The organism is Halomonas sp. McH1-25 (assembly GCF_022348165.1).
Classification (GTDB): Bacteria; Pseudomonadota; Gammaproteobacteria; order Pseudomonadales; family Halomonadaceae; genus Modicisalibacter.
The window spans coordinates 179,919-203,877 of sequence record NZ_JAKRFI010000003.1; the positions used below are offsets into that span (position 1 = coordinate 179,919).

Sequence of the window (23,959 nt, forward strand, 5' to 3'; positions counted from 1 at the left end):
TCATTGGCTGCCACCGGGCACGATGATGGCATCGAGCGGAATGACCTCGAGGGTCAATCCATCGATGGCGACGATCTTCAAATGCTGCCCCTTGCGCACCGGCTGGCGGCTACGCGCATTCCAGCGCTCGCCACCCAGGCGTACATGCCCGCGACCGGTGAAGTCTTCCAGCGCCACCGCCTCGGCGCCCAACAGTTCGTCCTGCCCGGTACGCGGCCGCTTGCGACGCATCCTGACGAAACCGATCACTGCCCATAGCATGAACCCGGACGCCACCAGCGCCACGCCGCCAATCAGTGGCGCCGATACCGCCATGGTGCGATCGTCCATCAGGATCACCGAACCGACCACGAAAGCGACCATCCCACCGATCCCCAGAATGCCGAAGCTGGGCATCAATGCCTCACCGACGATCAGTCCCAACCCCAGCAGCACCAGCGCCAACCCGGCGTAATTGACCGGCAACACCTGAAATGCGAACAACGCCAGCAGCAGGCTGATGGCGCCGATGACCCCCGGCACCATGGCGCCGGGATTGATCAATTCGAACAACAACCCGTAGAAGCCGGCGATCATCAACAGATAGGCGATGTTGGGGTCGGCAATGACCGACAGGAGTTCGGTGCGCCAATCGGCTTCGACATGTTCAACGCTCAGCTCGGCGGTGCGGAGTGTATGTGTCCCGTCGTGCATGACCACCTCTCGCCCGTCGATTTGCACAAGCAGATCATCGATATCGGTCGCCACCACGTCGGTCACGTTCTGCTCCAGCGCCTGGCGTGCAGTAAGGTTCACCGCCTCGCGCACGGCACGTTCGGCCCAGTCGGCGTTGCGCCCGTGGCGCTCGGCCAGGCTGCGAATATAGGCCACGGCATCCTCGAGCACCTTGCGCTCCATGGCCGTATCGCCCTGGCGTGGCTCGCTGGACTCGGCGTTTTCGTTCCCGTCCTGCTCGGACGTGGCCTGCCCCTCGGGCCGCTCTTCGTCGCCGCCAGGCGAACCACCGCCCCCGATGCGTACCGGCGTCGCCGAGCCCAGATGGGTGGCCGGCGCCATGGCCGCCACATGGCTGGCCATCAATAGGTAGGTGCCGGCACTGGCGGCTCGGGCCCCTTGTGGGGCGACATAAACCACCACCGGCACGTCGGAAACGAGCATGGCCCCGATCATGTCGCGCATGGCTGCATCCAGGCCACCCGGCGTATCCAGACGCAGGATGACGAGTTCGGCACCCTGCGTCTCGGCGCGCTGCAGTCCGCGCTGGAAATAATCGCTGGTGGCCGGGCTGATGCTGCCGTCGATGGTCATGACCATGGCGGTCTGGCGCGTTTCCTGTGCGCTGACCAACCAAGTCAGCAGCACGCCACAAGTCAACACGACCATCCAGACGACACACCTCAGGGCGCTCGAGGCGCGGAGAGAATTCATCACGGCGACCTCCCGGCCAGGAAAAGCCCGGTCCTGCTATCACTGTAGCCTACTTCAAGGCATCGCCGTTTGGACTCAGATCAAGTCACTGAAGCAGACTTTAGGAGCGCAATCACGAACAGGGCTTGAGCCGCTCCTAGTCAGCAATCACCATCAAGAAACCGACGACAAACGTAAGCAACGCCATGGACAAGACGAGCCAGCCCCTTCTGAGCATCATCATCCCCACCCTCAACGAGGCGGCGACCATCGAGTCCCAGCTGTCGTCGCTGCTGGGTCTGTGGGTGTGTGGCTGCGAAATCGTCGTGGTCGACGGGGGCAGCACCGACGCTACACCCCGGCTCGCTGCCCCTTATGCCAGCCAGGTGATCGTCAGCCGGCCCGGGCGAGCCGTGCAGATGAACGCCGGCGCCCGCGCCAGCCGGAGTGAGCGGTTGCTGTTTCTGCATGCCGATACACGCCTGCCCCGGCGTGCCGACAAGCTGGTCCTGGCGGCACTGGTCGACGGCCAGCGTTGGGGACGCTTCGACATGCGTCTGGAAGGTCGTTCGCCTTGGCTGCCGGTGGTGTCACGCGCCATGAATCTGCGTTCACGACTGACCGGCATCGCTACCGGCGATCAGGCCCTGTTCATGACGCGTGACGCTTTCGAGACGGTCGGCGGCTTTCCCGAACAGCCCCTGATGGAAGACATCGAACTCTGTCGACGCCTGAAGCGACTCTCCTCCCCGGCATGCCTGCGCGAGCGCGTCCGCAGTTCGGGGCGGCGTTGGGATACCCTGGGAGCTTGGCGCACCGTCTTGCAGATGTGGCGGTTGCGCTATCGCTACTGGCGGGGTGTCGATAGCCGCACCCTGGCGGAGGAATACCATGACGTACGCTGAGGCTGCGTTTCCCTTGGCGATTCTCGCCAAGGCCCCGATCCCCGGCCAGGCCAAGACACGTCTCACCCCGTACCTGAGCGCCGAGGACGCCGCCGAATTACACCGTCGACTGGTCTGGCAGACCCTGGAAACCGCCGTGGCGACTACGGCTCCGGCCGCGATCACCCTGTGGACTTCACTAGCCCGGCCCGGTTCGTCGGAGTACGCCTTTTTCGAGACCTGCCGTGAGCGCTTCGGCATCCGGCTGGATGAGCAGCCCGCTGGCGACCTGGGCCAGCGCATGCATGCAGCGCTCGCCGCCATGCCGGGACCCGGCCTGGTGATTGGCTGCGACTGTCCCATTCTGACTCCCGAGCTGTTGAAACGCTGCTACATCGCTCTGCAAACGGCGGAGTGTGTCTTTCTGCCTGCCGAAGACGGCGGCTACGCCCTGGTCGGCTTGCGCCGTGCCGATCTTCGAATATTCGAGGGCGTCGACTGGGGTAGCGACCGGGTCATGCGCCAGACCCGGGAACGTATCGATGCCCTCGGCTGGCGGTGCGCCTGCCCTGCCGTGGTCTGGGACATCGATCGTCCCGAGGATCTGGAACGCTGGCAGGCCTGGCAGAGCGGTGCCACCTGACCGGTTACTTGCCCGCCGCTTCGCGCGCCACCTCGCCAAGCACCTCAGCCACCTTGTCCAGCGGCAGATCGCAGTCCTGCATGCCATGACGTTCGGCCAGGTAAGCCGGTGAATTCCACTCGATGCGAGTCGCATTATCGGTCTTGCGGATCACCATCTTCTGCGGCAGATCGAGCGCTGCACTGCCTTGGCACTGCATCATTGGCGTGCCCACCTTGGGATTGCCGAAGATCACCGTCAACGTGGGCGGCAGTTCCTGGCCGGCATCGACGGCGCCCTGGGCATGATCGATGACCGTGAACAACTTCAGGTCACGCGACGCCAAGGCCTTGCGCAGGTTCGCTTCGACCTCGTTGACCGATTCCTGGCTCGTCACGTATTCGATTCCCGCCGAGGCGCCGCCCGCCGGTGCGCCATGGGCAACGCCCAGCGATAGGCTGACAAGCAAGGCGCCTAATACCGCACGGCAGCCTACTGGAATACGTGGTGTCATGGCGGGCTCCTCTTCGATCGGACGGTCGACGCCTCAGCCGGCATCGCCATTGAAGAAACGGTGGGTTCCACGTTGCGCCATGGCATCGGCAATGCGCCCCAGCCCCTGCCGGTAGGCTGCCGCGCGCAGAGAAATGCGTTGTGCTTCGCCAAGATCGAAGCAGCGCGTGGCTTCGCGGTCGAGCCGCTCGGCCAGTCGCGCTTCGACCTCGTCGGCGGACCAGTAGTCACCGGTACGGTTCTGCACCCATTCATAGTAGCTGACGACGACCCCGCCGGCATTGGCCAGCACATCGGGCAGCACGGTGACACCGCGCTCCTCGAGACGTGCATCGGCCGCCGACGTCACCGGGCCATTGGCGATCTCCAGAATACTCTCGGCACGCACCCGGTCGACGTTGTCTTCATCGATCTGATTTTCCATGGCTGCCAGCACCAGCACATCGACGTCGAGCGCCAGCAGGTCCTCGTTGCTCAAGTGCTCCACACCGGATTCCTCGCACAGCGAGGACTCGCAATACACCATGCCCTTGAGCTCGCGGGTGGCATGCTTGTGCTCATGGATAGGATCGGGATCTAACCCGTCCTGAGACAGGATGGCGCCTTTCGAGTCTGACAACGCCACGATTCGGTAGCCGTCCTGCTTGGCCAGGCGGGCGAAGTGGTAGGCGGCATTGCCGAATCCCTGGACGGCGACGGTCATGTCCTGGGGCGTCTTGCCCTGGCGCTCGGCCCATAGGTTCAGTACCTGCAATGCGCCGCGTCCGGTCGCCGCCACACGCCCTTCGGAACCGCCCAGGCCCAGCGGCTTGCCAGTGATCGCCGCCGGCTCCTGACGTCGCACGATTTGGGCGTACTCGTCGGTCATCCAGCCCATCACGGTGGGATTGGTATTGACGTCGGGTGCCGGAATATCGCGATCGGGACCAATCACGTCGTGAATGGCGCGGATATAGCCGCGAGACAAGCGCTCCAGTTCGAGCCGCGACAACTGCTTGGGATCGACGCAAACGCCACCTTTGGCCCCGCCGAACGGCAGACCGAGCACACTGCACTTGATCGCCATCCAGAAGCTCAATGCCGTGACTTCATCTTGATCGACGTGGGGATGAAAGCGGATGCCGCCCTTGGTCGGCCCCCGCGTATCGTCGTACTGCACACGCCAGCCCTGGAAGACGCGCAGCGAACCGTCGTCCATACGCACGGGGATACTGACACGAATGCTCAGCCGGGGCTGGGCCAGGCGTTGACGCACGTCTTCGGCAACATCGAGGTCGTCGTAAATCGCCTCCAGGCGCGACTGGGCATCGCCCAATGTCGTTTCCAGATCGCTCATGGACTCACTCCTTCGAGTCGAATGGTATACGTTACTGGTGTCAAGGCTAGGGCGCGCTACAGCTGGCCCCAAAACGATAGCAACTGAAGCAGCGATGGTGGCGCAGCATGACCCGTGTATCGAGGCTGTTGCGCAAGGTATCCACGGCATAGTCGGGATCGTCATCCACCAGCGTACAAGCATAGACTTTCACGCGCCCCTGCTGCTTGACCAGCATGCGACTGTAGCTGCACATGAAATGCGCCCGGCTCTCGTCGGTCGGATACTTGTCCATGCAATGCTCGGTGATCTCGGGCGAGTCATCGTCGCTGCCGGGCGTGCCGAAGTCGGGAAACGCGGTGAACGACAGATCGTCAGGCAAGCCCTCGCGCCGGAAGATCGTCCGGAATGAGGCCTCCACAGCCTCACTGTCCTCATCGGAGGTCTGTTGGCGGGCCACCGAGACATCGAAGCCATGCTCATGCAGCCAGCGGATGCCCTGCAGCGCCTTGGCAAAACTGCCTTCTCCCCGGTCACGGTCGTGACGTGACGGGTCGGGATGATCGAGACTGACCCGAAAGCGGATCGGGAACGGCTGCGATGCCAGCGGCAACAACTGATGGACACGCCGCAACAGCGGATCGGTGGCATTGGTCAGCACGAAGCAGGGACGCCGTTCGCTGGCATAACGCAGGATGTCGATGAAGCCCTTGATCACGAAGGGCTCGCCGCCGGTGAACGAGAACTGCTTCACACCCAGCTCGACGGCTTCGTCAAGGAAGGGTTGGACGTCGCCGAGGCGCATGGCATTGAGCCGGTCGTCGCCCGGGCGGGAGCCTTCCAGGCAGAAGGGACATGACAGATTGCAGGCGGTCCCGGTATGCAGCCACAACTCGTCGAGACGCTGAAAATCGATGTAGCCGCGGGGTTCGCCATCACGGGTATGCGTCCAGGCCCCACGCAGCGCTCGGGAATTCGTTGTATCGACAGTGGCTATTCTGCCTTGCTCTAACGCCGAATCTGTTAAGGTCATGAAAGACTCCCTCGGGTATCGGAAAACGACGATGGCCCGCACGCGATCGCCAGGAAACGTCGATTGCGTATAACCACTGACCCACGGCAAGGATGGCCGTTCCATTTTTCAAGGATGATGAAAGGGTGGTTGTTTCTTGAAACGTAACAAGCTTTTTCTGCTGCTTATCGTTGGGCTGGGTATCGGCGCATTCTTTGCGCTCGATGGCGACGACCTGCTCGAACTCGGGTTTCTGCGTGCGCAACTCGACAATTTTCATACCTGGTTCGACGATTCGCCCTGGCTGATGGCCGCTGGCTTCTTTCTCGTTTACGTAGCCGCTGCGGGCTTGTCGTTGCCTGGCGCCGCACTACTGACGTTGTTGTCCGGCGCGCTGTTCGGCCTGGGAAAAGGGCTACTGATCGCCTCGTTCGCCAGCGCGATCGGCGCCACCCTGGCGTTTCTGCTATCGCGCACGCTGCTGCGCGACATCATCGAAAAGCGCTTCAAGGAAATATTGGGAAGGGTCAATCGTGGCCTGGAGCGCGACGGGCCGTTCTACCTGTTCAGCCTACGCCTGGTGCCGATCCTTCCGTTCTTCATCGTCAACCTGGCCATGGGCGTGACGCGCCTGAAGACACGCACCTTCTATTGGGTCAGCCAGTTGGGCATGTTGCCGGGCACGGCGGTATACGCCAATGCCGGCATGCAGTTGAGCGACCTGGAGTCGCTCGAGGGTATTCTGTCCCCCAGACTGCTGCTTTCACTGATGCTGCTGGGCCTATTTCCGCTGGTGGGCAAGAAGATCGTCGATGGTGTGAATCTACGTCGCCAGCGCCGTCACTTTCCTCGCCCGCGCCGTTTCGATTACGACATCGTGGTGATCGGCGCCGGCTCGGCCGGCCTGGTAACCAGCTATATCGCCAGCGCGCTCAAAGCCAGGGTCGCCCTGGTCGAAAAGCATCGCATGGGCGGAGACTGCCTGAATACCGGCTGTGTCCCCTCCAAGGCATTGATCCGTGCAGCGCGCGCCGCTCACGAGATACGGACGGCATCACGCTTCGGCGTCCATGTCAGCGAGCCCCACATCGACTTCTCCGCCGTCATGGCTCATGTGCATGACGCCATTGCCAAGGTCGCCCCGCACGACAGCGCCGAACGCTACACCCAGTTGGGCGTCGACGTTATCGACGCCGAAGCCACCCTCGAATCGCCCTGGATCGTGCGCGCCGGCGAACGTCGGCTCACCGCGCGGCATGTCGTCATCGCCACCGGCGCCCGCCCGCGGATTCCCGACCTGCCCGGGATCGAGAACATCGACGTGCTGACGTCGGAAAATCTCTGGACGCTCGAGTCTCTGCCCGAACGGCTGGCGATCCTGGGGGGCGGGACCATCGGCTGCGAACTCGGCCAGAGCTTTGCGCGCCTGGGCAGCCAGGTCACGCTGATCGAAGGCGGCCCCCGGCTACTGGCCAGGGAGGACGACGACGTCGGCGATCTCGTTCAGCGGCGCCTGTCCGCGGAGGGCGTGACCGTGCACACCGACACCCATGCCGTGGAGGTGGAAACCGACGAGGCGGGACGACATGGTCTGATCGTCGAACACGACGGCGAACGCCGCAAATTGCCCTTCGACCGGCTGCTGGTTTGTGTCGGTCGCCAGCCCAACGTCGAGGGGCTCGGCCTCGAGTCGCTGGGTGTCGTCACTACCGACCGTGGAACGCTGGAAATCAACGAGTATCTGCAGACCCGTTGCCCCAATGTCTGGGCTTGCGGCGACGTTTGCGGCCCTTACCAGCTGACACATGCCGGGGCACACCAGGCCTGGTATGCAGCGGTCAATGCCCTGCTCGGCGACGTGAAACGCTTCGCGGTCGACTATCGCGTCATCCCTGCCGTGACCTATACGCAGCCCGAAGTGGCTCGCGTCGGTCTCAACGCGCGACAGGCGCGGGCTGAAGGCATCGACTATGAAGTGACCCACTACGCCATGCATGACAACGACCGGGCCATCGCCGACGATGCCAGTGACGGCTTCGTCAAGATTTTGACCGAGCCCGGCAAGGATCGCATCCTGGGCGCAACGCTGGTCGGGGAGAACGCCGGTGAATGGCTGGCCGAAATCACCTTGGCAATGAAGCAGCGCACCGGACTGAACAAGCTGCTGCGCACCGTGCATCCTTACCCTACCCTGTCCGAAGCCAACAAGGCGGCCGCCGGGCAGTGGAAAAACGCTCACAAGCCCGAACGCCTGCTGCGCTGGCTGGAGCGCTACTTCGCCTGGCGTCGCCACGCGCGGCGGCAATGATAAGCGGGGTAAGCTTCTTGTATACTGCGTAACGCAGTTGAATCATCAGCCGAATTCGCTTTCCATCGCTTATCCAAGAAGGACAATTCCGATGTTCAAGCGCACACTGCGCAAGCTCATGCTCGCCCTGATCCTAGTCGCTCCGGCGGCCGCCGCCGAGCCGCTGGTGTTTACCGCCATCCCCGACCAGGACGAGACCAAGCTGCGCGAGCGTTTCCAGAAGGTGGCGGACTATCTGGCCGAGGAACTCGATACCGAGGTCCGCTTCGTGCCAGTGAAGTCCTATGCCGCGGCCGTGACCGCCTTCCGCAACAATCAGGTCCAGTTGGCCTGGTTCGGGGGACTTTCCGGCGTTCAGGCACGCCAGCTCGTGCCCGGCTCCGAGGCGCTGGCCCAAGGCGTCGAGGATGCCCAGTTCCGCACCTATTTCATCGCCCACGAGAGCACCGGACTCGAGCCGTCGGATCAGTTGCCGGAGGCGATGGAAGGCATGACCTTCACCTTCGGCTCCAAGGGCTCCACCTCCGGCCGCCTGATGCCCGAGTACTACATTCGCCAGCAGTTCGACGCCGCCCCCGAAGACGTCTTCAGCCGGGTCGGCTTCAGCGGCAACCATTCGCGCACCATCGACCTGGTGGAATCGGGCACCTACCAGACCGGCGCGCTCAACTTCGCCGTGTGGGAGAGCGAAGTCGCCGCGGGCAACGTGGATACCGATGCCGTCAAGGTGATCTGGGAGACGCCGACCTACGCCGATTATCAATGGACCATTCGCGGCGACGTCGACGAGCGCTTCGGGGAGGGCTTCAAGGAGCGGGTTCGCGAGGCGCTGGTCGACATGAACGACCCTGCGCTGCTCGCCAGCTTCCCCCGCGAAGGGTTCATTCCGGCCAGCAACGATGACTACCAGGGCATTCGCGAGACCGCTCGGGCACTGGACCTGATCGACTGATGACGGCGCTTGCTCTCGAGCAGATCAGTGCCGCGTACGGCGAACGTCGCGTCCTCGGTCCGCTGACGCTGCACATTGCGCGTGGCGAGAAGGTGGCCCTGGTGGGTCACAGCGGCGTCGGCAAGTCCACACTGCTCAGCCTGCTGTTCGACAAGCAGCGCCGGGACCTCGCCCTGCTGCCTCAGGACCTGGGCCTGGTGCAGACCCTGAGCGTGTTCCACAACGTCTACATGGGCCGCCTGGCGGCTCATTCCACGCTCTACAATCTGGCCAACCTGATCCATCCGCTGCCGAAAGAAGCCCGTCGCGTACGTCAGGTACTCGAGACGCTGGACATGGCAGACAAGCTTTGGGCGCCGGCCGGTGAGCTGTCGGGTGGCCAGCGCCAGCGTACCGCCATCGCGCGTGTCCTCTATCAGCCGGCCAGCGTGCTGCTCGCCGACGAGCCGGTGTCCGCCCTGGATGGGCCGCGTGCCGCATCGGTCATGCAGGCCCTGACCCAACGTTTCGAAACCAGCGTGATCGCGCTTCACGATGTGGAACTCGCCCTGCGCCACAGCACGCGCATCGTCGGCATTCGCGATGGCGGCATCGCACTGGACCGGCCAAGTGAGCGCCTCAGCGCCGACGACCTGCGCTTTCTCTATGACGTTGCCGCTCCGGCCGCCTGATGTTTCGTTCGTCTTCACCTACCCGCCAGCCCGTCATGCGCCGATCCGCCACGCTGCGCACCAGCGTCGGCTTCGTGGCCGTGGCGCTGCTGTGCCTGGCCATCGCCGACATCCAGATCACTACCGTGGCACCGTGGCGCGAGCTGGGGCGGCTGCTCACCGGTATGGTCACGCCGGACTTCAGCAACCCCGCAGCGATCGGCACGGCGCTGATGCGCACGGTGGCCTTCGCCTTCGTCGGGGTCGCGCTGGGCGCATCGGCCGGGTTCCTGCTGGCACTGATCTTTCACCTTCGAGTGGTGCGTACCTTCTGCGCCTTCGTGCGTGCCATTCACGAACTCTTCTGGGCGCTGATCTTCCTGCAGTTCTTCGGCCTTCACCCGCTGACCGGCGTGCTGGCGATCGCTCTGCCCTACGCCGGCGTGTTCGCCAAGGTCTATTCGGAGATCCTCGACGAGGCCGACCCGCTGCCCATGCAGGTGCTACCGGCAGGCACGGGGCTGATTTCCGGTTTCCTGTTCGCCCGGGTGCCGGATGCCTGGCCGCATCTGGTCAGTTACACCGCCTATCGGCTGGAATGCGGTCTGCGCTCCAGTGCGGTGCTCGGTTTCGTCGGCATGCCGACGCTGGGCTTTGCACTGCAGTCGTCGTTCGCCCAAGGCTACTACTCCGAGGTCGGCGCCCTGCTGCTGGTGTTCTTCGTGCTGATCGCCACGTTGCGCCTGTGGGTACGCCCTTGGCTGGTGCCGCTGTACGTCGCCGTATCGCCGTTGCTGCTCGGCACCGGTCTGCCGATCATGTGGGGCAACGTGACGCGCTTCTTCACCGAGGACATCGTGCCGGCCCCGCTACGCCACGGCGAAGGCTGGGCGGCGCTCTGGCAGTGGTTCAGCGATCTATTGCTCAACGAGGCCCTGCCCGGCCTATGGACCACCGTGGTGCTGACCCAGATTGCCCTGGTCGGGACCGGCATCATCGCGCTGCTGGCCTTTCCACTGATCTCGCGGCATTTCACCTCGCGCTCCGGCAGAGTACTCGGCCACATCGCCCTGGTCGTGGCCCGCTCGACGCCGGAATACCTGCTGGCCTACGTACTGCTGCAACTGTGGGGCCCCTCGATGCTGCCGGCCATCGTCGCGCTGGCATTGCACAATGGCGGGATCATCGGCCACTTGATCGGGCGACGCAGCAATGAGATGACGCTGCGCCCCGACGCCGCTCACGGGCTCGACCGCTATGCCTACGAGATGGTGCCGAGACTCTACGGGCCGTTTCTCGCCTTCCTGTTCTATCGCTGGGAAATCATCATGCGCGAGACGGCGATCCTCGGCATCCTGGGCATCGCCACGCTGGGCTTCTACGTGGACAGCGCCATTCAGGAGCTGCGCTTCGACCGCGCCCTGGTGCTGATCGTGATCACCGCCCTGCTCAACATCGGCGTCGACAGCCTGGCCCGCACCCTGCGTCGCCGCTTGCGGCTCCGGCACATGGTCAACTGCGAGCCGTGAGGGAGCACTCGCTCACGGTCTGTGCCAGCCGCCAGGCGGCGCCTCTCCTCGCCAGGGGGCATCGTCCGGGTGCGCCAGCCGTTCGGCGACCAGCAGCGTCCCCGCGCCCCAGACGGCATGGGCGCAGAGCATCAGCCGACGGCGATTCCAGGGTTGACGGGTGGCCGGCTCCAGTACGTTGAATGCCGGCACCCAACCCAGATAGCTGGCGGCCCAGATCGCCACGCCGTAGCCGCTACCGTACACCGCGGGGTGCCTGACCGGCCCTCGAAACACCAGGGGATAGAGCGCACCGGTCGCTGCGCCGTAGGCAAAGTGTGCCAGCAGACTCGAGCCGATGAGCCGGTCCTCGTCCGGATGCGGGTCATGTCCCAATTTGCCAGCCATGTTCTCGGTCACTTCACGCGGCGGAAGCGGATAACGCGACTCGCTGGGCAGACGCCGATGCAAGCGCTCCATGACCAGCGTCATGGGGATGGTGGCGAGTAGTCCTCCGATCGCGCCGGCGAGATAACGGTTCATGCCTTCCTCCTTGATGGCGGCTCTGCGCTAACCATAGTCACTCCATGGCCTGGTAGAAAAGTAGCGGGCATGGAGCACGGATGCCTGGATTCAGGATAACCGCTCCAGCAACTCGTCAAGATCGCTCACCGTCAGGTCCGGCTCGTCCCCCCACGGATCGAAGGGGGCCTCTGCACTACGCCGCACCCAGGCGGCATGTAAGCCCGCGTGCTTGGCGCCGATCACGTCGAAAGGATTGCTGGACACCAGCCAGGTATCGTTGGCTGCCGCTTCCACGCGGCTTCTCAGGTGAGCGTAGACCGCCGGATCCGGTTTGAAACGCCGCACTTCCTCGACACTGACGATGTCGTCGAAATGCTGCAGAATGCCGGCGCCCTCCAGCAGCTTGGACACGGCCTGGCGGCTGCCATTGGAGAACGCCACGCAGCGCACCTGACGGCTGTCGGCAATGCGTGCCAGGGCATCGGCGGCATCGGGAAAGGCCGGCAGCGACGTGTAGGTGGCCATCAGGCGGTCCTTGGCCTGTTCCGGGAGTCGCATTCCCATGGCCCGATCGACGTACTCCAGCGCTTCGCGGGTGCACTGAGCGAAGTCGGCGTAAGCCCCCATCAGCCCACGGCGAAAGGCATACTCGAGTTGCCGGTCTCGCCAACGTTGGGAAAAGGCCATCGCCTGGTCGCCAATGCACTCGCTGAGCTCCGCGACGACGCCATGCGTATCGATCAATGTTCCGTAGACGTCGAAGGCCAACACTTTTTTCACGGCAGCGGCTCCTATCGGGTCGATTCTAAAACGCGCATGTTTCGTTCTAACCATAGTCGGCCAGGTGCAGAACGTTACATATGACAATAGCGGCAAATGCCCGCACAATGTTCGCATCGTTCATTCTGCGTATTTACGCACTCGGCTGTAATAGCGAGGCACACCGATGTCATTCAAGATCTATGTAGACGGTCAGGAAGGTACGACCGGACTACGCCTGTTCGACTACCTAAACCATCGCGACGATATCGAACTGCTGCGTATCGACAGCGACAAGCGCAAGGATGCCCGTGAACGCGCCCGGCTACTCAATGCCGCCGACGTGGCTTTTCTCTGCCTGCCCGATGACGCATCCCGCGAGGCCGTAGAACTGCTGGAAAATCCCGATACTTGCGTGATCGATGCCAGCACGGCGTTTCGTACGGCAGACGACTGGGTCTATGGCCTGCCGGAACTGGCCCCCGGTCAGCGCGAGCGCATCCAGACCAGCAAGCGCATCGCCAATCCGGGCTGCCATGCCAGCGCTTTCGTGCTGTTGACCCGCCCCTTGGTGGACGCTGGCCTGTTGCCTGTGGACTACCCGCTCTCGGCCTTCTCTCTGACCGGCTACAGCGGTGGCGGCAAGGCGCTGATCGCCGAGTACGAGAGCGATAGCGGCAACCGCCTGGCAGCGCCGAGGCCCTATGCACTCCCGCTGGGTCACAAGCATCTGCCGGAAATGCGCTTGCACGGCGGGCTGTCGTCGGCCCCGGTGTTCAATCCCGTCGTCGGGCCGTTTCTCAAGGGATTGGCCGTAACGGTACCGCTGCATGTATCCCACCTGGCCCCGGGTGCCAATGCCGAGGCGATCCGCGACGCCTACCTCAATCACTACCAGGGCGAACGTTTTGTTCGGGTCATGCCGCTGGACGATATAGCCAATCTGGACAATGGTTTCTTCGACGTACAGGGCGCCAACGACACCAATCGGGTCGACCTCTTCGTGTTCGGCGGTGCGGAGCACCTGGCGCTGGTCGCCCGACTGGACAATCTCGGCAAGGGCGCGGCCGGTGCGGCCGTGCAATCCATGAACATTCACCTCGGCGTGGACGAGGCCACCGGCCTGTAAGTTGTCCTAGGCGTGGGCCTTCGTTACCTTGAAGGTGAGGGTGTGCCAAGGAAGGCACGTTCGGTAAACAACAAGGCAAGGATTGCCCATGCCCGATTCCAGGGATAAAGGACGTCTTCAGATCGTGGACGCCATCAGGGCCTTGGCCCTGTTCGGTGTGTTGGTCATGAACCTGCGCGACATGTCGGGGCTGAATTTTCTGACTGCGGAAGCGCTGGCTGCACTGCAGGGCCCGGTCGATGAGGCCGTCGACTTTTTGTTGCACGTGGTCTTCGACGAGAAGTTCCTGTCGTCGTTCTCGTTTCTCTTCGGCCTGAGCTTCTACCTGCTGCTCGAACGCAAGTCCGACCAGCCGGGTTTCATGGCGATGTACTTTCGCCGCCTGCTGGTCCTGGCCGGCTTCGGCCTGATCAACATTGCCTTTCTGTACTGGGGCGACATTCTGCTGGTCTACGCCGTATTCGGTACCACACTGGTGCTGATGGTCCGTCTGCCGCAATGGCTGCTGTTGACCATCTCAGCGTTGTTACTGTTCGGCGCGCCAGTGGCACTGGCCTTGATCGGTGCCGTACGCGGTGACGCGACACAGACACCGTCGGAACTCGACGCCCTACGGACCTTCAGCGATCCCGCTTACTGGCCGGATATCATCCAAGGGCTGAGCTTGTACTTCGGCCTAGGGACTTCGGGCAACCTGATCGAACTGTGGGATCACACCAACGTTTACGGCATGTTGCTGCTGGGCCTGTGGACCGGACGCGCACAGATCCCGCATCGCGTCGACGAGAACCGGACACTGCTGCGTAGCGTGGCGTCGATCTGTCTGCCGGTGGGCCTACTACTGACACTGTTGTGGGTAGTCATGCCCAGCAACGACCCTGTCACTACCGTCATGCGCATCGGCGCGCCAGTGTTGGCGGTCGGCTACATGTCGCTGGGTGCGTTGCTGCTCGACCGCCCCGGTGCACGGAACATCCGCGCCTGGCTGGCGTCATCGGGTCGGCTGGCCTTGACCAACTATCTCGTTTACGGCCTTGTCGGCCAAGTGCTGCTTTATGGCTGGGGACTGGGCTGGATCGGCAATCTCGGCTCCGCCGAGATCCTGCTGCTGGCAATGTCGATCTATGCCGTGGCGCTCGTGTTGAGCCGGCTGTGGCTGATACCGTTCAGGATGGGGCCGACGGAGTGGGTTTGGAGGTGTTTGACTTATCTGCGCCTCTCTCCTTTGCGCCGTCAGTAAAAAGGGGCTGCGCTCGTTCATGCTGTGTTAAAAACCGGCTCAAGCGCTTCATTTACTTCAAGTAAACTCAACGCCTTCGCCGTTTTTTGCCTTGCCTGAACCTCGCTCGCCGCCTTTCTTGAGGGCGGCGATACTCCCTTAACTAGATAGTAGAGTTCGACAGCGGTGCCGGCGAACAAGTCTCCTCTGCAGCCTGTTCACTGCCGCCCGGCAGCACGCGTGCGAAGAAGCGGCACACATTGAGGCCGGCGATGTTGCGGATGGTGCGTTCATCGAAGGGTTGCTCGCGTTGGCGCATCACCGCGGTCAAGATAGCGAGATCGCTGACATCGAAGAACGGCGTGACCGAGCCGTCGTAGTCCGAGCCGAAGGCGACATGACGGCCCGGCTCCAGCCCCATCCTATCGGCGATCTGCATGACGTGCTGCATGGCATCGGCGATGTTCCACACGCTGGGGCCCACAGCGTAGGGCCAGTAGCCGATGCCGATGATGCCGCGATGCGCGAGGACGGACTCGACCTGCCGATCGCTGAGATTGCGTGCCGGCCGACAGGGGCTCTCGCAACTGCCCTTGACTCCGGTATGCGAGACCATGAACGGCTCGTCGAGAATCCGTGCGGCATCGTCCATGCCCTGCTGGGAAATATGCGCCACGTCCACGGCGATGCCCAGACGCTCTGCGGTCTTCAGCGCACGTTCTCCCATCGGCGTCAGTCCGTAGCGCTCACAGCCCTCTCCCGAGCCCGAGAGTGCATTGTCGAAGCGGTGGTTGGGAGCGAATTGACGCACCCCGAGATCGAACAGCTCCTGCATGTCCTCGTCGACCGCCTGCAGGTCGTTGGGGGCATTGCCGACCCAGTGCCCCCCTTCGATGCCCAGTACGGCGCCCACGACCTGCCTTCCGGCGCGGCGGTCGGCCATCAATTGACGCAGGTCATCGACATCGCGGATCAGACGCAGCTCAGGCCCTTCGCGCTGTTTGGAGCGCTCGATGGCATGCTTGAGACGCTCGATCTGATAGATGGCCCGCTCGCGGGTGCTGAAGGCCGGCCGGCCCTGCGATGCTGCCAGCAGTGCAGCCATATCGACGCTGCCCCCGCTAACGCACTTTTGGTCATTCCGGTAGCGCGCACTGCTGCCATATGGCAACGGGCTCTGGGTAACGATGGTGAATGACTGCAGCGCGACATTGCCCTCTACCAAGCGAGGCAGATCGACATGCCCCTGCTGGCTACGCTCCAGAAGGTCGCGATCCCACTTCAAGGTATCGGCATGCAAGTCGGCAATGAACAGCGACTCATGAAGCGCCTTGTCATCGGCCGTAGGGACTGGCGCGTCGGGGTCGACCGCAATCCGGTTCATCAAGCGATCGTAAGTGTCCGCACCGAAGAGACGCACGGCGCCCAGCAATACCAGCAGGAACGCCAAAATGATGCCAAAACTGACCAATACCCCTCTAAGCATGTCTCATCCTTGAGCCATATTTTTCATGGTTTACCGACACTTCCATCCAGCGAATACCGAATGCCACCGCCTGCAGCACGTAGCCAGTCTACGGGGTCAGGCGACTCAGCGCATAATTGGCGATGGCCGTGTCCTGCACCCCGGTCCCGGTCAGGTCGCAGACGGTGATGCTGGATGGCGAGACGCGAAGACGCTGCTCGTCGGCAATCACACGGCCCAGTTCGTATACCTTGAAAGGCGGTGCCTTGCCTGCGTAGGCCTTGAGTTCGCCGTTGTGCTCGCTCTGGGCCCGGGTGTCGCAGACGAAGGCATCGGCGCGGGTCATCACCGACTCGTCGAGTTCGCGCTTGTCGGGGCTGTCCGAGCCCATCGCCGTCACGTGTACCCCCTCGGGCAGATCCTGAGCCGTCAGAATCGGCTTGCGGGCCGGCGTGGTGGTGATCACGATATCCGCCTCGGCACAGGCCGCCTTGACGCTGTCGTGCACGTTGACCGTGAATCCTTGGCTCTGAAGGCGCTGCGCATAGGCTTCGGCCTGTTCATGCCTGCGCGCCCATACATCGAGGGTGTCGACATCACGGACCAGTTGCAGCGCACGCACCTGCAACTCGGCCTGCTCACCGGCCCCCAGCACGGCCACACGACGGCTGTCGTTGCGGGACAGATGCTTGGCGGCGATGGCGCCAGCCAGGGCGGTGCGCACCGCAGTCAGATAACCTTCGTCGAACAGCACGGCATCGACCAGGCCAGTCTTGGCCGAGAACACCATCATCAGACCGTTGAGACTCGGCAGTCCGAGCTTGGGGTTGTCGAAAAAGCCGGGACTGACCTTGATGGCGAAGCGCTCGAAACCGCGGATGTGCGCCGTCTTGACGTCGACCTCGCCGTTGGATTCCTCGATGGCCATCGACAGGATGGGCGGCTGCACGACCTCGCCGCGCCCCAACGCCGCGAAGCCGGCTTCAACCGTGATAAGGGCGTCGCGGTCGAGCTTGACCGCCGCCTCGATGGCATCGCGCTGGTATAACTGCATGGCACTCTCCATGTTCGGGTGTCGTTGGTGTGCGGTCACGCTTTACCGTCCTGCGATCGAGCGCGCCCTGTCAAACGTGGCCAGGTCGATCCCATTGCCCGAGAGAATCAATGCCACCTTCTGGCCGCGAATGTCGAGGCCGTGCTCATCGAGGGCCGCCAGGCCGACGGCCGCCGCGCCTTCGACCAGCATCTTCTCGTGCTCCAGCAGCTCGATCATGGCCCGTGCAATGGCGGATTCCGAGACCTGGACGTGATCGTCCATGACCTCGCGCACCAGCGCAAACGTGCAGGCATTGTCGAGTCCGATACCGCCACCCAGCGAATCGCCGAGGCTCTCGACCTCCTCGACATCCACCGGATGGCCGGCCTGGAGGCTCTCCCACATCGCGGCGCCCTGCGACAGGCTCACGCCGGTGATCTGCACCTCCGGTCGGATGGCCTTGATAGCGGCCCCGATGCCGCCGAGCAGCCCGCCACCCGATAGTCCGACGATGATCCGGTCGAGGGCCGGCTGGTCCTCGATCAGTTCAATGCCGATGGTGCCCTGTCCGCTGGCGATCAGCGGATGATCGAACGGCGGGATCAGGGTCATGCCCTGCTCGTCGACCAGTCGCGCCACCTCCTTGAAGGCCTCGTCCTGACTGCGCCCCACCCGACGTACCTCGGCGCCCAGTGCCTCGATGGCGTGCACCTTGTTGGACGGCACCAGCTCGGACAGGCAGACCACCGCCGGTACACCCAGACGCGCCGCCGCGAAAGCCACCGCACGACCATGGTTGCCGGTGGATGCCGTCGTCACGCCGCGCTGCAGCGACTCGGCGCCATGCTTCTCCATCAGCGCGGCGATCATATTGGTCGCACCTCGCAGCTTGAATGCCCCGCTGGGTTGCTGGTTCTCGAGCTTGAGATGGACCTCGGCGCCGAAGCGCTCCGACAGCGCCAACGAGCGCACCAGCGGCGTACGCGCTACCTGCCCCTGGATGCGTGCACGCGCCTCATAGATCGATGCCAGCGTCACGCCGTGGGTGGCTTGGGTCATGGAAACACCTCTTTCCTTCAGACGTAGCATCGCCGCGAAAGGCAGCTTTCACGGCGACGGTTCAGGCACCTCTTTCCTGGATTATGTCAGGTCACCCGATCTAGTAAGCTCGTCGGTCACCCTGTCCACCGCCCGCTTGGCCCGCGCCACGACGTCGTCCACCTCGTCGCGGCTGATCACCAGCGGCGGCGCAAAGCCGAGGATGTCGCCATGCGGCATGGCCCGGGCGATCAGATTCTCGTCCAGCGCCGCGGCGCTGATGCGCGGACCGACCTTGAGCGACGGATCGAAATGCTCGCGTCTTGCCTTGTCGGCCGAGAACTCCAGCGAGGCCAGCAGGCCGACACCGCGCACGTCGCCGACCAGCGGATGCTCGGCGAAGGTGGCCTGCATCCGCTGTTGCAGGTAGGCCCCGGTCTCGGCGGCGTTCCGGGTCAGGCCCTCGCGCTCGATGATCGCCAGATTGGCCAGTGCGGCGGCGGCCCCCAGCGGATGGCCGGAATAGGTCCAGCCGTGACCGATCGGGCCATATTCTCCGGTACCCTGCTCCAACACGTTCCATACCCTGTCGCCGACGATCACGCCGGACAGCGGTTGGTAGGCGCTGGTCAGCCCCTTGGCCACGGTAATCAGGTCCGGCTTCATGCCGTAGAAGTGCGAGCCGAAATCGGTGCCGATGCGTCCGAAGCCGCAAACCACTTCGTCGGCGATGAGCAATACATCGTACTTGTCCAGCACCTGCTGGATCGCCTCCCAGTAGCCTTCCGGCGGCGGTACGATGCCGCCAGTGCCGAGTACCGGTTCGCCGATGAAGGCGGCCACGGTCTCCGGCCCTTCGGCGAGAATCATCGCCTCGAGCTTGCGCGCGCAGTCCTGGGCGAACTCGCGCTCGCTCATGTTGGCCTGGGCATCGCTGCGCCGATAATAGTACGGCGCCTCGGTGTGGCGGATGGTCTCGATCGGCAGATCGAAATGATCGTGGAACGCCGCCAGACCGGTCAGCGAGCCTGAGGCGATGCCGGAGCCGTGATAGCCGCGATTGCGCGAAATGACCTTCTTTTTCTGCGGCCGGCCGAGCACGTTATTGTAGTAACGCACGATCTTGAGCTGGGTCTCGTTGGCATCGGAACCCGACATGCCGTAGTAGACCTTGGACATGCCCATGCCGGCGAGCCCGATGATCTTCTCGGACAGTTCGACCAGCGGCTCGTTGGTGGTGCCGACATAGGTATGGTAGTAGGACAGCTCGAGCGCCTGCTTGTAGATCGCCTCGGCCATCTCGGTGCGCCCATAGCCGATATTCACGCAGTACAGCCCGGCAAAGCCGTCGATGAACTCGCGGCCTTCCTTGTCGACGATACGAATGCCCTGGCCGCCGCTGATCACCCGGCCCGGCGCATCGCCATGGGCGAAGTCGCGCAGGTGAGTAGATGCATGAAACGTGACCTTGCGGTCGCGATCGATCAGATCCTGATGGGCGCTCACGGCAGCCTCCTATATTTTGATGATATTTGTATTCAACATGCACAGGAGCTCTGCGAGCGCAGCTAGCTCCAAGCGATCAACTACCAGAGACGGAGCCAAGCCCACCCAAGCAGTAATACTTCGTATCGAGAAACTCCTCGATCCCCGCCGTGCCGCCTTCACGACCCAGCCCGGACTGCTTCACGCCACCGAACGGAATGGGCGGACCGGTCATCTTCACGGTATTGATCGACACCATGCCGTTCTGCAAGGCGCGCAGCATCGTCCAGATACGCCGGATGTCGTGCGTGAAGACGTAAGCGGCCAGTCCGTACTCGGTATCGTTGGCCATCTCGATGGCCTCTTCATCGGTCGAGTACCGGGTAATCCCGGCGACCGGGGCAAAATTTTCTTCACGCCAGATCTTCATCTCGCGAGTCACGTCGGTAATCAGCGTGGGCATGAAGAAGTTGGCGCCTGGCGCCATCGACTGATCGCCGTGCACCAGGGTGGCCCCGCGCGACAGGGCATCGTCGACGATGCTCGCCGCCTTGTCCACGGCGCGACGATGGATCAGCGGGCCGATATCGATCTCGCTGACCAGGCCATTGCCGACCTTGAGCGCCTTCATGCGCTCGGCAAAGTACTCGACGAATTCATCGTGGACGTCGTCGTGCACCAGGATGCGGTTGGCCGCCAGGCAATCCTGTCCTGCGGTCTGGAACTTGGCGGCCACGGCAGCGTAAGCGGCTTCCTTGGGATTGACGTCCGGGCCGACGATGAACGGCGCATTGCCACCGAGTTCCAGCGACACGCGCTTGACGGTGCTGGCGGATTGTTCGAGCAACAGACGCCCCACCGGCGTGGAACCGGTGAACGACAATGCCTTGACGCGCTCCTCGTGGCACAGCACATCGGAAACCTGAGCGGCATCGCCCAGCACCACATTGAAGACGCCGGCAGGAATCCCGGCCCGTTCGGCCAACTCGGCCAGCGCCAGTGCGGAGAACGGCGTCTCACTGGCCGGCTTGACGACGACCGGACAGCCGGCAGCCATCGCCGCGGCGGCCTTGCGGGTGATCATCGCCAGCGGAAAGTTCCACGGCGTGATCAACGCGGCGACCCCGACCGGCTCCTTGATGGTGCCCAGTGCGGCATTGGGAATATGGCTGGGAATGGTCTGGCCGAAGGTGCGCTTGCCCTCCTCGGCGAACCAGCGCACGAAGCTGGCGCCGTACTCGACCTCACCCCTAGCGTCCGGCAGCGGCTTGCCCTGCTCCAGGGTCATGATGGTCGCCAGGTCTTCGCGATTGGCCTGCAGCAGATCGTACCAAGCCAACAGCCGCTCGCAACGCTCGTCGACCCGCAGCGAACGCCAGTGCACGAATGCCCGGTCGGCGGCTGCCACGGCATCGCGAATCTGGTTCGGCTCGAGCAGCGGGATATGTCCCAGCGTTTCTTCGGTTGCCGGATCGATCACCGCCTCTTCGCGGCCACCATCGCCATGAGTCCATTTGCCGTCGATGTAGGCATATTGACGAAATAGACGCGGATCGTTGAGCTTCATGCTGCACCTCCTGAAACGAAAAGACGCCGGTAACGGCCTGTCTTGACGTTCAGGGTACGCGTTCAATGCGATTGGGTGTTTTCGTCCCGGTGCAGCGTGAACGCGGTTTTTTTCGGAGTTTTGCGTTTCGGGCAGGTTTTTTTCTGTAGGCTGGTCAGGCCCGCCCCGGCAAGGCACCACTCAGCAGTTCGAGGCGTTTGCCACGATGGCAGCAGATCAGGTTGAGGTCGCAGGCGCGGGCGACTTCCACTGCCATGGCCGAGGGTAGCGACAGGGTCGCCAGCGTACCGATACCCGCACGCACGGTCTTCTGGACAAGCTCCAGACTACAGCGACTGGAGATCAACACGGCTTGCGGCCAATGCCCGCTGCGCAGGCTTTCGCCGATGACGCGATCGAGGGCGTTGTGGCGGCCGATATCCATCCCAACCGTCGTGACCTCGCCGTTTGCATCCAGCCCCAGGGCGCAGTGCTGGCCGCGCCGCGAGTGGCAATCGAGGGTCGCCAGCCCTCGCTGCAGAGCCTCGGCGGACAATGCCGGGGTAACCCCCAGCCGCACCAGCCCGGCCATTATCTGCGCCTCTTCCGCGGCGCCACAGGCGCCACAGCTGGATACCGACGCTTCACGCGGCGCTTTCTCGGCGGCTCTAGCCGCCAGTCGCCCGGGTACGTTCATGCGTACCGCCAAGCCATGACGCAGACGAAAGCGCTCGATGGATTCCACCTGATCGATGCGCTCGATCCAGCCCGCCGTATAGGCATGCCCGATGGCCAGCGCCTCCAGCGAATCCGGCGTGGCCAGCAGGGTGGCCATGGCAACGTCATTGAGAGACAAGGAGATCGGCAACTCACTGGGACCGTCGAACTCTCGCAGCGGGCGATGACGCTGGTCTTCGTAACCAGCGAGAGGCAAGGAGTCATCTGGTGCGCCAGGCTGAGGCGCACCTTGGTAGGCGGTCACGTTAGGCCCCGGGGAATCGGACATGCAATGGCTCGCGAAAAACGATCGTGACTACAGCTTAAGCTTCGACAGGCGGTGCCGCCACCTCGTCGCAGACTCACTCTTCGTCGAAGACGAGCGGTGGGTCCTGCCGTTTCACGGTCTTGGTGACAATGTAGGTGAAGTAGCGCTCGATGCCCAGATCGGACACCAGCCACTCGTCGATCAGGCGCTGGTAGGCGTCTATGGACTCGGCCTCGACCTTGACCAGGTAATCGACGCCTCCTCCCACCGCCACGCACTCGGTGACCTCGGGCGTATCGCGCACGAATTGCTCGAATCGCGAGAAGCTTTCGGCATTGTGCTGCTTGAGCTCGATCTGCATCCACACGGGCGTCCGCTTGAGCACCGCCCGGGGATTGATGCGCGCCGAGTAGCCTTCGATGACACCGGCCTTTTCCAGGCGCCGCAACCGCTCCCAGCACGGGCTGACCGAAAGGTTGATTGCCTCGGCCAGACGCGACTTGGTGATCCGGCCATCCCTGGCCAGAATCTCCAGTATCCTGAAATCGTAGCGATCGAGCTTCATGGGCCGTCGCCTTAATCGAGCGAATCGACGACTTCAGCGATCACCGCAATGGTATCGCCCATATTGACCAGCGACGGGAAACGCCGCGCCACCAGCACCCCGCTACGCTGGGCATGGTATTCCACGGGCATCGCCCCGGTGCGGGTCATGTCATAGATTCGTGCAATCACGTCGCCCTTGTCGACCATTTCGCCCAATGCCACGCTCAGCTCTAGCAAGCCAGTGTGTTCGCTCTGTACGTAGCAGGAGGCATCGGGCATATCGACATACACCTGCGGCTGGCCGGGCCCCTCCAGTTCGCCATCGATCAAGCCATAGTGAATCAGAAAGTTGCGCACGCCACGCTCGGCGATTTCCATGCGCTCGGGCGTGGTGGTGCCGCCGCCGCCCAGCTCGGTGGCCACGAAGATCTTGCCTTGGCTTTCCACGGCGGTATCGAACAGCCGGGCGGCATCGAGTTCGAACATCATCATCGCCGTGGGGGCGCCGAACGCCTTGGCACCTTCCAGCGCCTGGCGCTGCTGATCCTTGTCGTCGAGCAGGTGCGAGGCCGCGAACGGAATGATGTCCAGCGTCCTTCCTCCCGAATGCAGGTCGAGTACCACATCGACCAACGGCACCATGTAGCGCGTAAAGTAGTCGGCGATCTGTTCGGTGACGGTCCCGTTGGGGTCGCCCGGAAAGCTGCGGTTGAGATTACCGCCATCCATCGGCGAGGTGCGCCGCCCCACCTGGGCTGCCGGCATGTTCATCATCGGCACGATGATCACGCGACCATGCACGTCCTCGGCCCTGAGAGTATTGGCCAGCTTCAGCAGCGCAGTGATTCCTTCGTACTCGTCGCCGTGATTGCCCCCGGTGAGTAGCGCGCTGGGACCGTCACCGTTCTTGACCACGGTGACCGGAATCATCACCGCGCCCCAGGCGGACTCATCGTTGGAAATCGGCAGTTTGAGGAAGCCATGCTGTACGCCATCGGCATCGAAATCGACGGTGGCGGAAATCGGGCTGGGTCGCTTGCTCATATGCGGCTCCT

The 23,959-nt window shown here is 63.3% G+C and carries 22 protein-coding genes; 8 read left to right on the plus strand and 14 right to left on the minus strand.

The features are described 5' to 3' along the window. A complete protein-coding gene (locus MHM84_RS10330; RefSeq protein WP_239266266.1) occupies positions 1 to 1,428 on the minus strand; it encodes a nodulation protein NfeD in 1,428 nt (475 codons plus the stop codon). A 185-nt stretch (positions 1,429 to 1,613) separates the two neighbouring features. Here MHM84_RS10330 and MHM84_RS10335 point away from each other — a divergent pair, with 185 nt between their 5' ends. After that, complete coding sequence (locus MHM84_RS10335) at positions 1,614 to 2,312, plus strand: TIGR04283 family arsenosugar biosynthesis glycosyltransferase (RefSeq protein WP_239265714.1); 699 nt, start codon at positions 1,614 to 1,616, stop codon at positions 2,310 to 2,312. Continuing rightward, a complete protein-coding gene (locus MHM84_RS10340; RefSeq protein ID WP_239265717.1) occupies positions 2,299 to 2,934 on the plus strand; it encodes a TIGR04282 family arsenosugar biosynthesis glycosyltransferase in 636 nt (211 codons plus the stop codon). Before MHM84_RS10335 ends, MHM84_RS10340 begins: the two co-directional genes overlap by 14 nt. A gap of 4 nt (positions 2,935 to 2,938) precedes the next feature. On the opposite strand, the gene MHM84_RS10345 is transcribed toward MHM84_RS10340, so the two are convergent. The 3 genes from MHM84_RS10345 to MHM84_RS10355 are packed head-to-tail and all read right to left on the minus strand — an operon-like array spanning position 2,939 to position 5,774. Then, on the minus strand, positions 2,939 to 3,427 hold the full coding sequence (locus MHM84_RS10345; RefSeq protein WP_239265719.1) for a DUF302 domain-containing protein: 489 nt from the start codon (positions 3,425 to 3,427) through the stop codon (positions 2,939 to 2,941). A gap of 33 nt (positions 3,428 to 3,460) precedes the next feature. Continuing rightward, the gene (locus MHM84_RS10350) at positions 3,461 to 4,762 is read right to left on the minus strand and encodes a Glu/Leu/Phe/Val dehydrogenase (protein WP_239265721.1); all 1,302 of its coding nucleotides are present in this window, start codon (positions 4,760 to 4,762) and stop codon (positions 3,461 to 3,463) included. Positions 4,763 to 4,808: 46 nt separating this feature from the next. Next, positions 4,809 to 5,774 carry a radical SAM protein gene (locus MHM84_RS10355; RefSeq protein WP_239265723.1) on the minus strand — a complete coding sequence of 322 codons (966 nt, stop codon included), beginning with the start codon at positions 5,772 to 5,774 and terminating at the stop codon, positions 4,809 to 4,811. Positions 5,775 to 5,910: 136 nt separating this feature from the next. On the opposite strand from MHM84_RS10355, the gene lpdA reads away from it, so the two are divergent. From lpdA to MHM84_RS10375, 4 genes are all read left to right on the plus strand, one after another. Beyond that, the gene (lpdA, locus tag MHM84_RS10360) at positions 5,911 to 8,061 is read left to right on the plus strand and encodes a dihydrolipoyl dehydrogenase (protein WP_239265725.1); all 2,151 of its coding nucleotides are present in this window, start codon (positions 5,911 to 5,913) and stop codon (positions 8,059 to 8,061) included. A gap of 91 nt (positions 8,062 to 8,152) precedes the next feature. Continuing rightward, the gene (locus MHM84_RS10365) at positions 8,153 to 9,013 is read left to right on the plus strand and encodes a putative selenate ABC transporter substrate-binding protein (protein WP_239265727.1); all 861 of its coding nucleotides are present in this window, start codon (positions 8,153 to 8,155) and stop codon (positions 9,011 to 9,013) included. Next, the gene (locus MHM84_RS10370; RefSeq protein WP_239265729.1) at positions 9,013 to 9,684 is read left to right on the plus strand and encodes an ATP-binding cassette domain-containing protein; all 672 of its coding nucleotides are present in this window, start codon (positions 9,013 to 9,015) and stop codon (positions 9,682 to 9,684) included. Before MHM84_RS10365 ends, MHM84_RS10370 begins: the two co-directional genes overlap by 1 nt. A gap of 35 nt (positions 9,685 to 9,719) precedes the next feature. Beyond that, positions 9,720 to 11,192, plus strand: a complete 1,473-nt coding sequence (locus MHM84_RS10375) for an ABC transporter permease (RefSeq protein WP_239265731.1) — start codon at positions 9,720 to 9,722, stop codon at positions 11,190 to 11,192. Between the two features lie 12 nt (positions 11,193 to 11,204). On the opposite strand, the gene MHM84_RS10380 is transcribed toward MHM84_RS10375, so the two are convergent. Continuing rightward, a complete protein-coding gene (locus MHM84_RS10380) occupies positions 11,205 to 11,714 on the minus strand; it encodes a DUF1440 domain-containing protein (protein ID WP_239265733.1) in 510 nt (169 codons plus the stop codon). A gap of 90 nt (positions 11,715 to 11,804) precedes the next feature. After that, entirely contained in the window at positions 11,805 to 12,476 is a 672-nt protein-coding gene (locus MHM84_RS10385; protein WP_239265736.1) for a haloacid dehalogenase type II, read from the minus strand. 166 nt (positions 12,477 to 12,642) lie between these two features. Between MHM84_RS10385 and argC the strand changes: the two genes are divergently transcribed. Then, positions 12,643 to 13,584: an N-acetyl-gamma-glutamyl-phosphate reductase gene (gene argC, locus MHM84_RS10390; protein WP_239265740.1), complete on the plus strand. Its 942-nt coding sequence runs from the start codon at positions 12,643 to 12,645 to the stop codon at positions 13,582 to 13,584. A gap of 88 nt (positions 13,585 to 13,672) precedes the next feature. Next, a complete protein-coding gene (locus MHM84_RS10395) occupies positions 13,673 to 14,824 on the plus strand; it encodes a DUF418 domain-containing protein (RefSeq protein ID WP_239265742.1) in 1,152 nt (383 codons plus the stop codon). A 142-nt stretch (positions 14,825 to 14,966) separates the two neighbouring features. Here the strand turns inward: MHM84_RS10395 and MHM84_RS10400 are convergent, their stop codons facing one another. The 8 genes from MHM84_RS10400 to doeB all read right to left on the minus strand — a co-directional run bounded on the left by MHM84_RS10400 (position 14,967) and on the right by doeB (position 23,948). After that, positions 14,967 to 16,289 (minus strand): membrane dipeptidase, encoded by a 1,323-nt coding sequence (locus MHM84_RS10400; protein ID WP_239265744.1) that lies wholly within the window; start codon positions 16,287 to 16,289, stop codon positions 14,967 to 14,969. An 88-nt stretch (positions 16,290 to 16,377) separates the two neighbouring features. Next, positions 16,378 to 17,322: a cyclodeaminase gene (locus MHM84_RS10405; RefSeq protein WP_239265746.1), complete on the minus strand. Its 945-nt coding sequence runs from the start codon at positions 17,320 to 17,322 to the stop codon at positions 16,378 to 16,380. 42 nt (positions 17,323 to 17,364) lie between these two features. Next, on the minus strand, positions 17,365 to 18,363 hold the full coding sequence (gene eutB / locus MHM84_RS10410; RefSeq protein ID WP_239265748.1) for a hydroxyectoine utilization dehydratase EutB: 999 nt from the start codon (positions 18,361 to 18,363) through the stop codon (positions 17,365 to 17,367). A gap of 81 nt (positions 18,364 to 18,444) precedes the next feature. Beyond that, positions 18,445 to 19,848 carry an aminotransferase gene (locus tag MHM84_RS10415; protein WP_239265750.1) on the minus strand — a complete coding sequence of 468 codons (1,404 nt, stop codon included), beginning with the start codon at positions 19,846 to 19,848 and terminating at the stop codon, positions 18,445 to 18,447. A 76-nt stretch (positions 19,849 to 19,924) separates the two neighbouring features. After that, the gene (locus MHM84_RS10420; protein ID WP_239265752.1) at positions 19,925 to 21,394 is read right to left on the minus strand and encodes an NAD-dependent succinate-semialdehyde dehydrogenase; all 1,470 of its coding nucleotides are present in this window, start codon (positions 21,392 to 21,394) and stop codon (positions 19,925 to 19,927) included. Positions 21,395 to 21,548: 154 nt separating this feature from the next. After that, positions 21,549 to 22,379 carry a formate dehydrogenase accessory sulfurtransferase FdhD gene (locus MHM84_RS10425; protein WP_239265754.1) on the minus strand — a complete coding sequence of 277 codons (831 nt, stop codon included), beginning with the start codon at positions 22,377 to 22,379 and terminating at the stop codon, positions 21,549 to 21,551. 73 nt (positions 22,380 to 22,452) lie between these two features. Then, positions 22,453 to 22,923, minus strand: coding sequence for an Lrp/AsnC family transcriptional regulator (locus tag MHM84_RS10430; protein ID WP_239265756.1), 471 nt, complete (start codon positions 22,921 to 22,923; stop codon positions 22,453 to 22,455). Positions 22,924 to 22,934: 11 nt separating this feature from the next. Beyond that, a complete protein-coding gene (doeB, locus tag MHM84_RS10435; protein WP_239265759.1) occupies positions 22,935 to 23,948 on the minus strand; it encodes a N(2)-acetyl-L-2,4-diaminobutanoate deacetylase DoeB in 1,014 nt (337 codons plus the stop codon). Positions 23,949 to 23,959 lie beyond the last annotated feature (11 nt).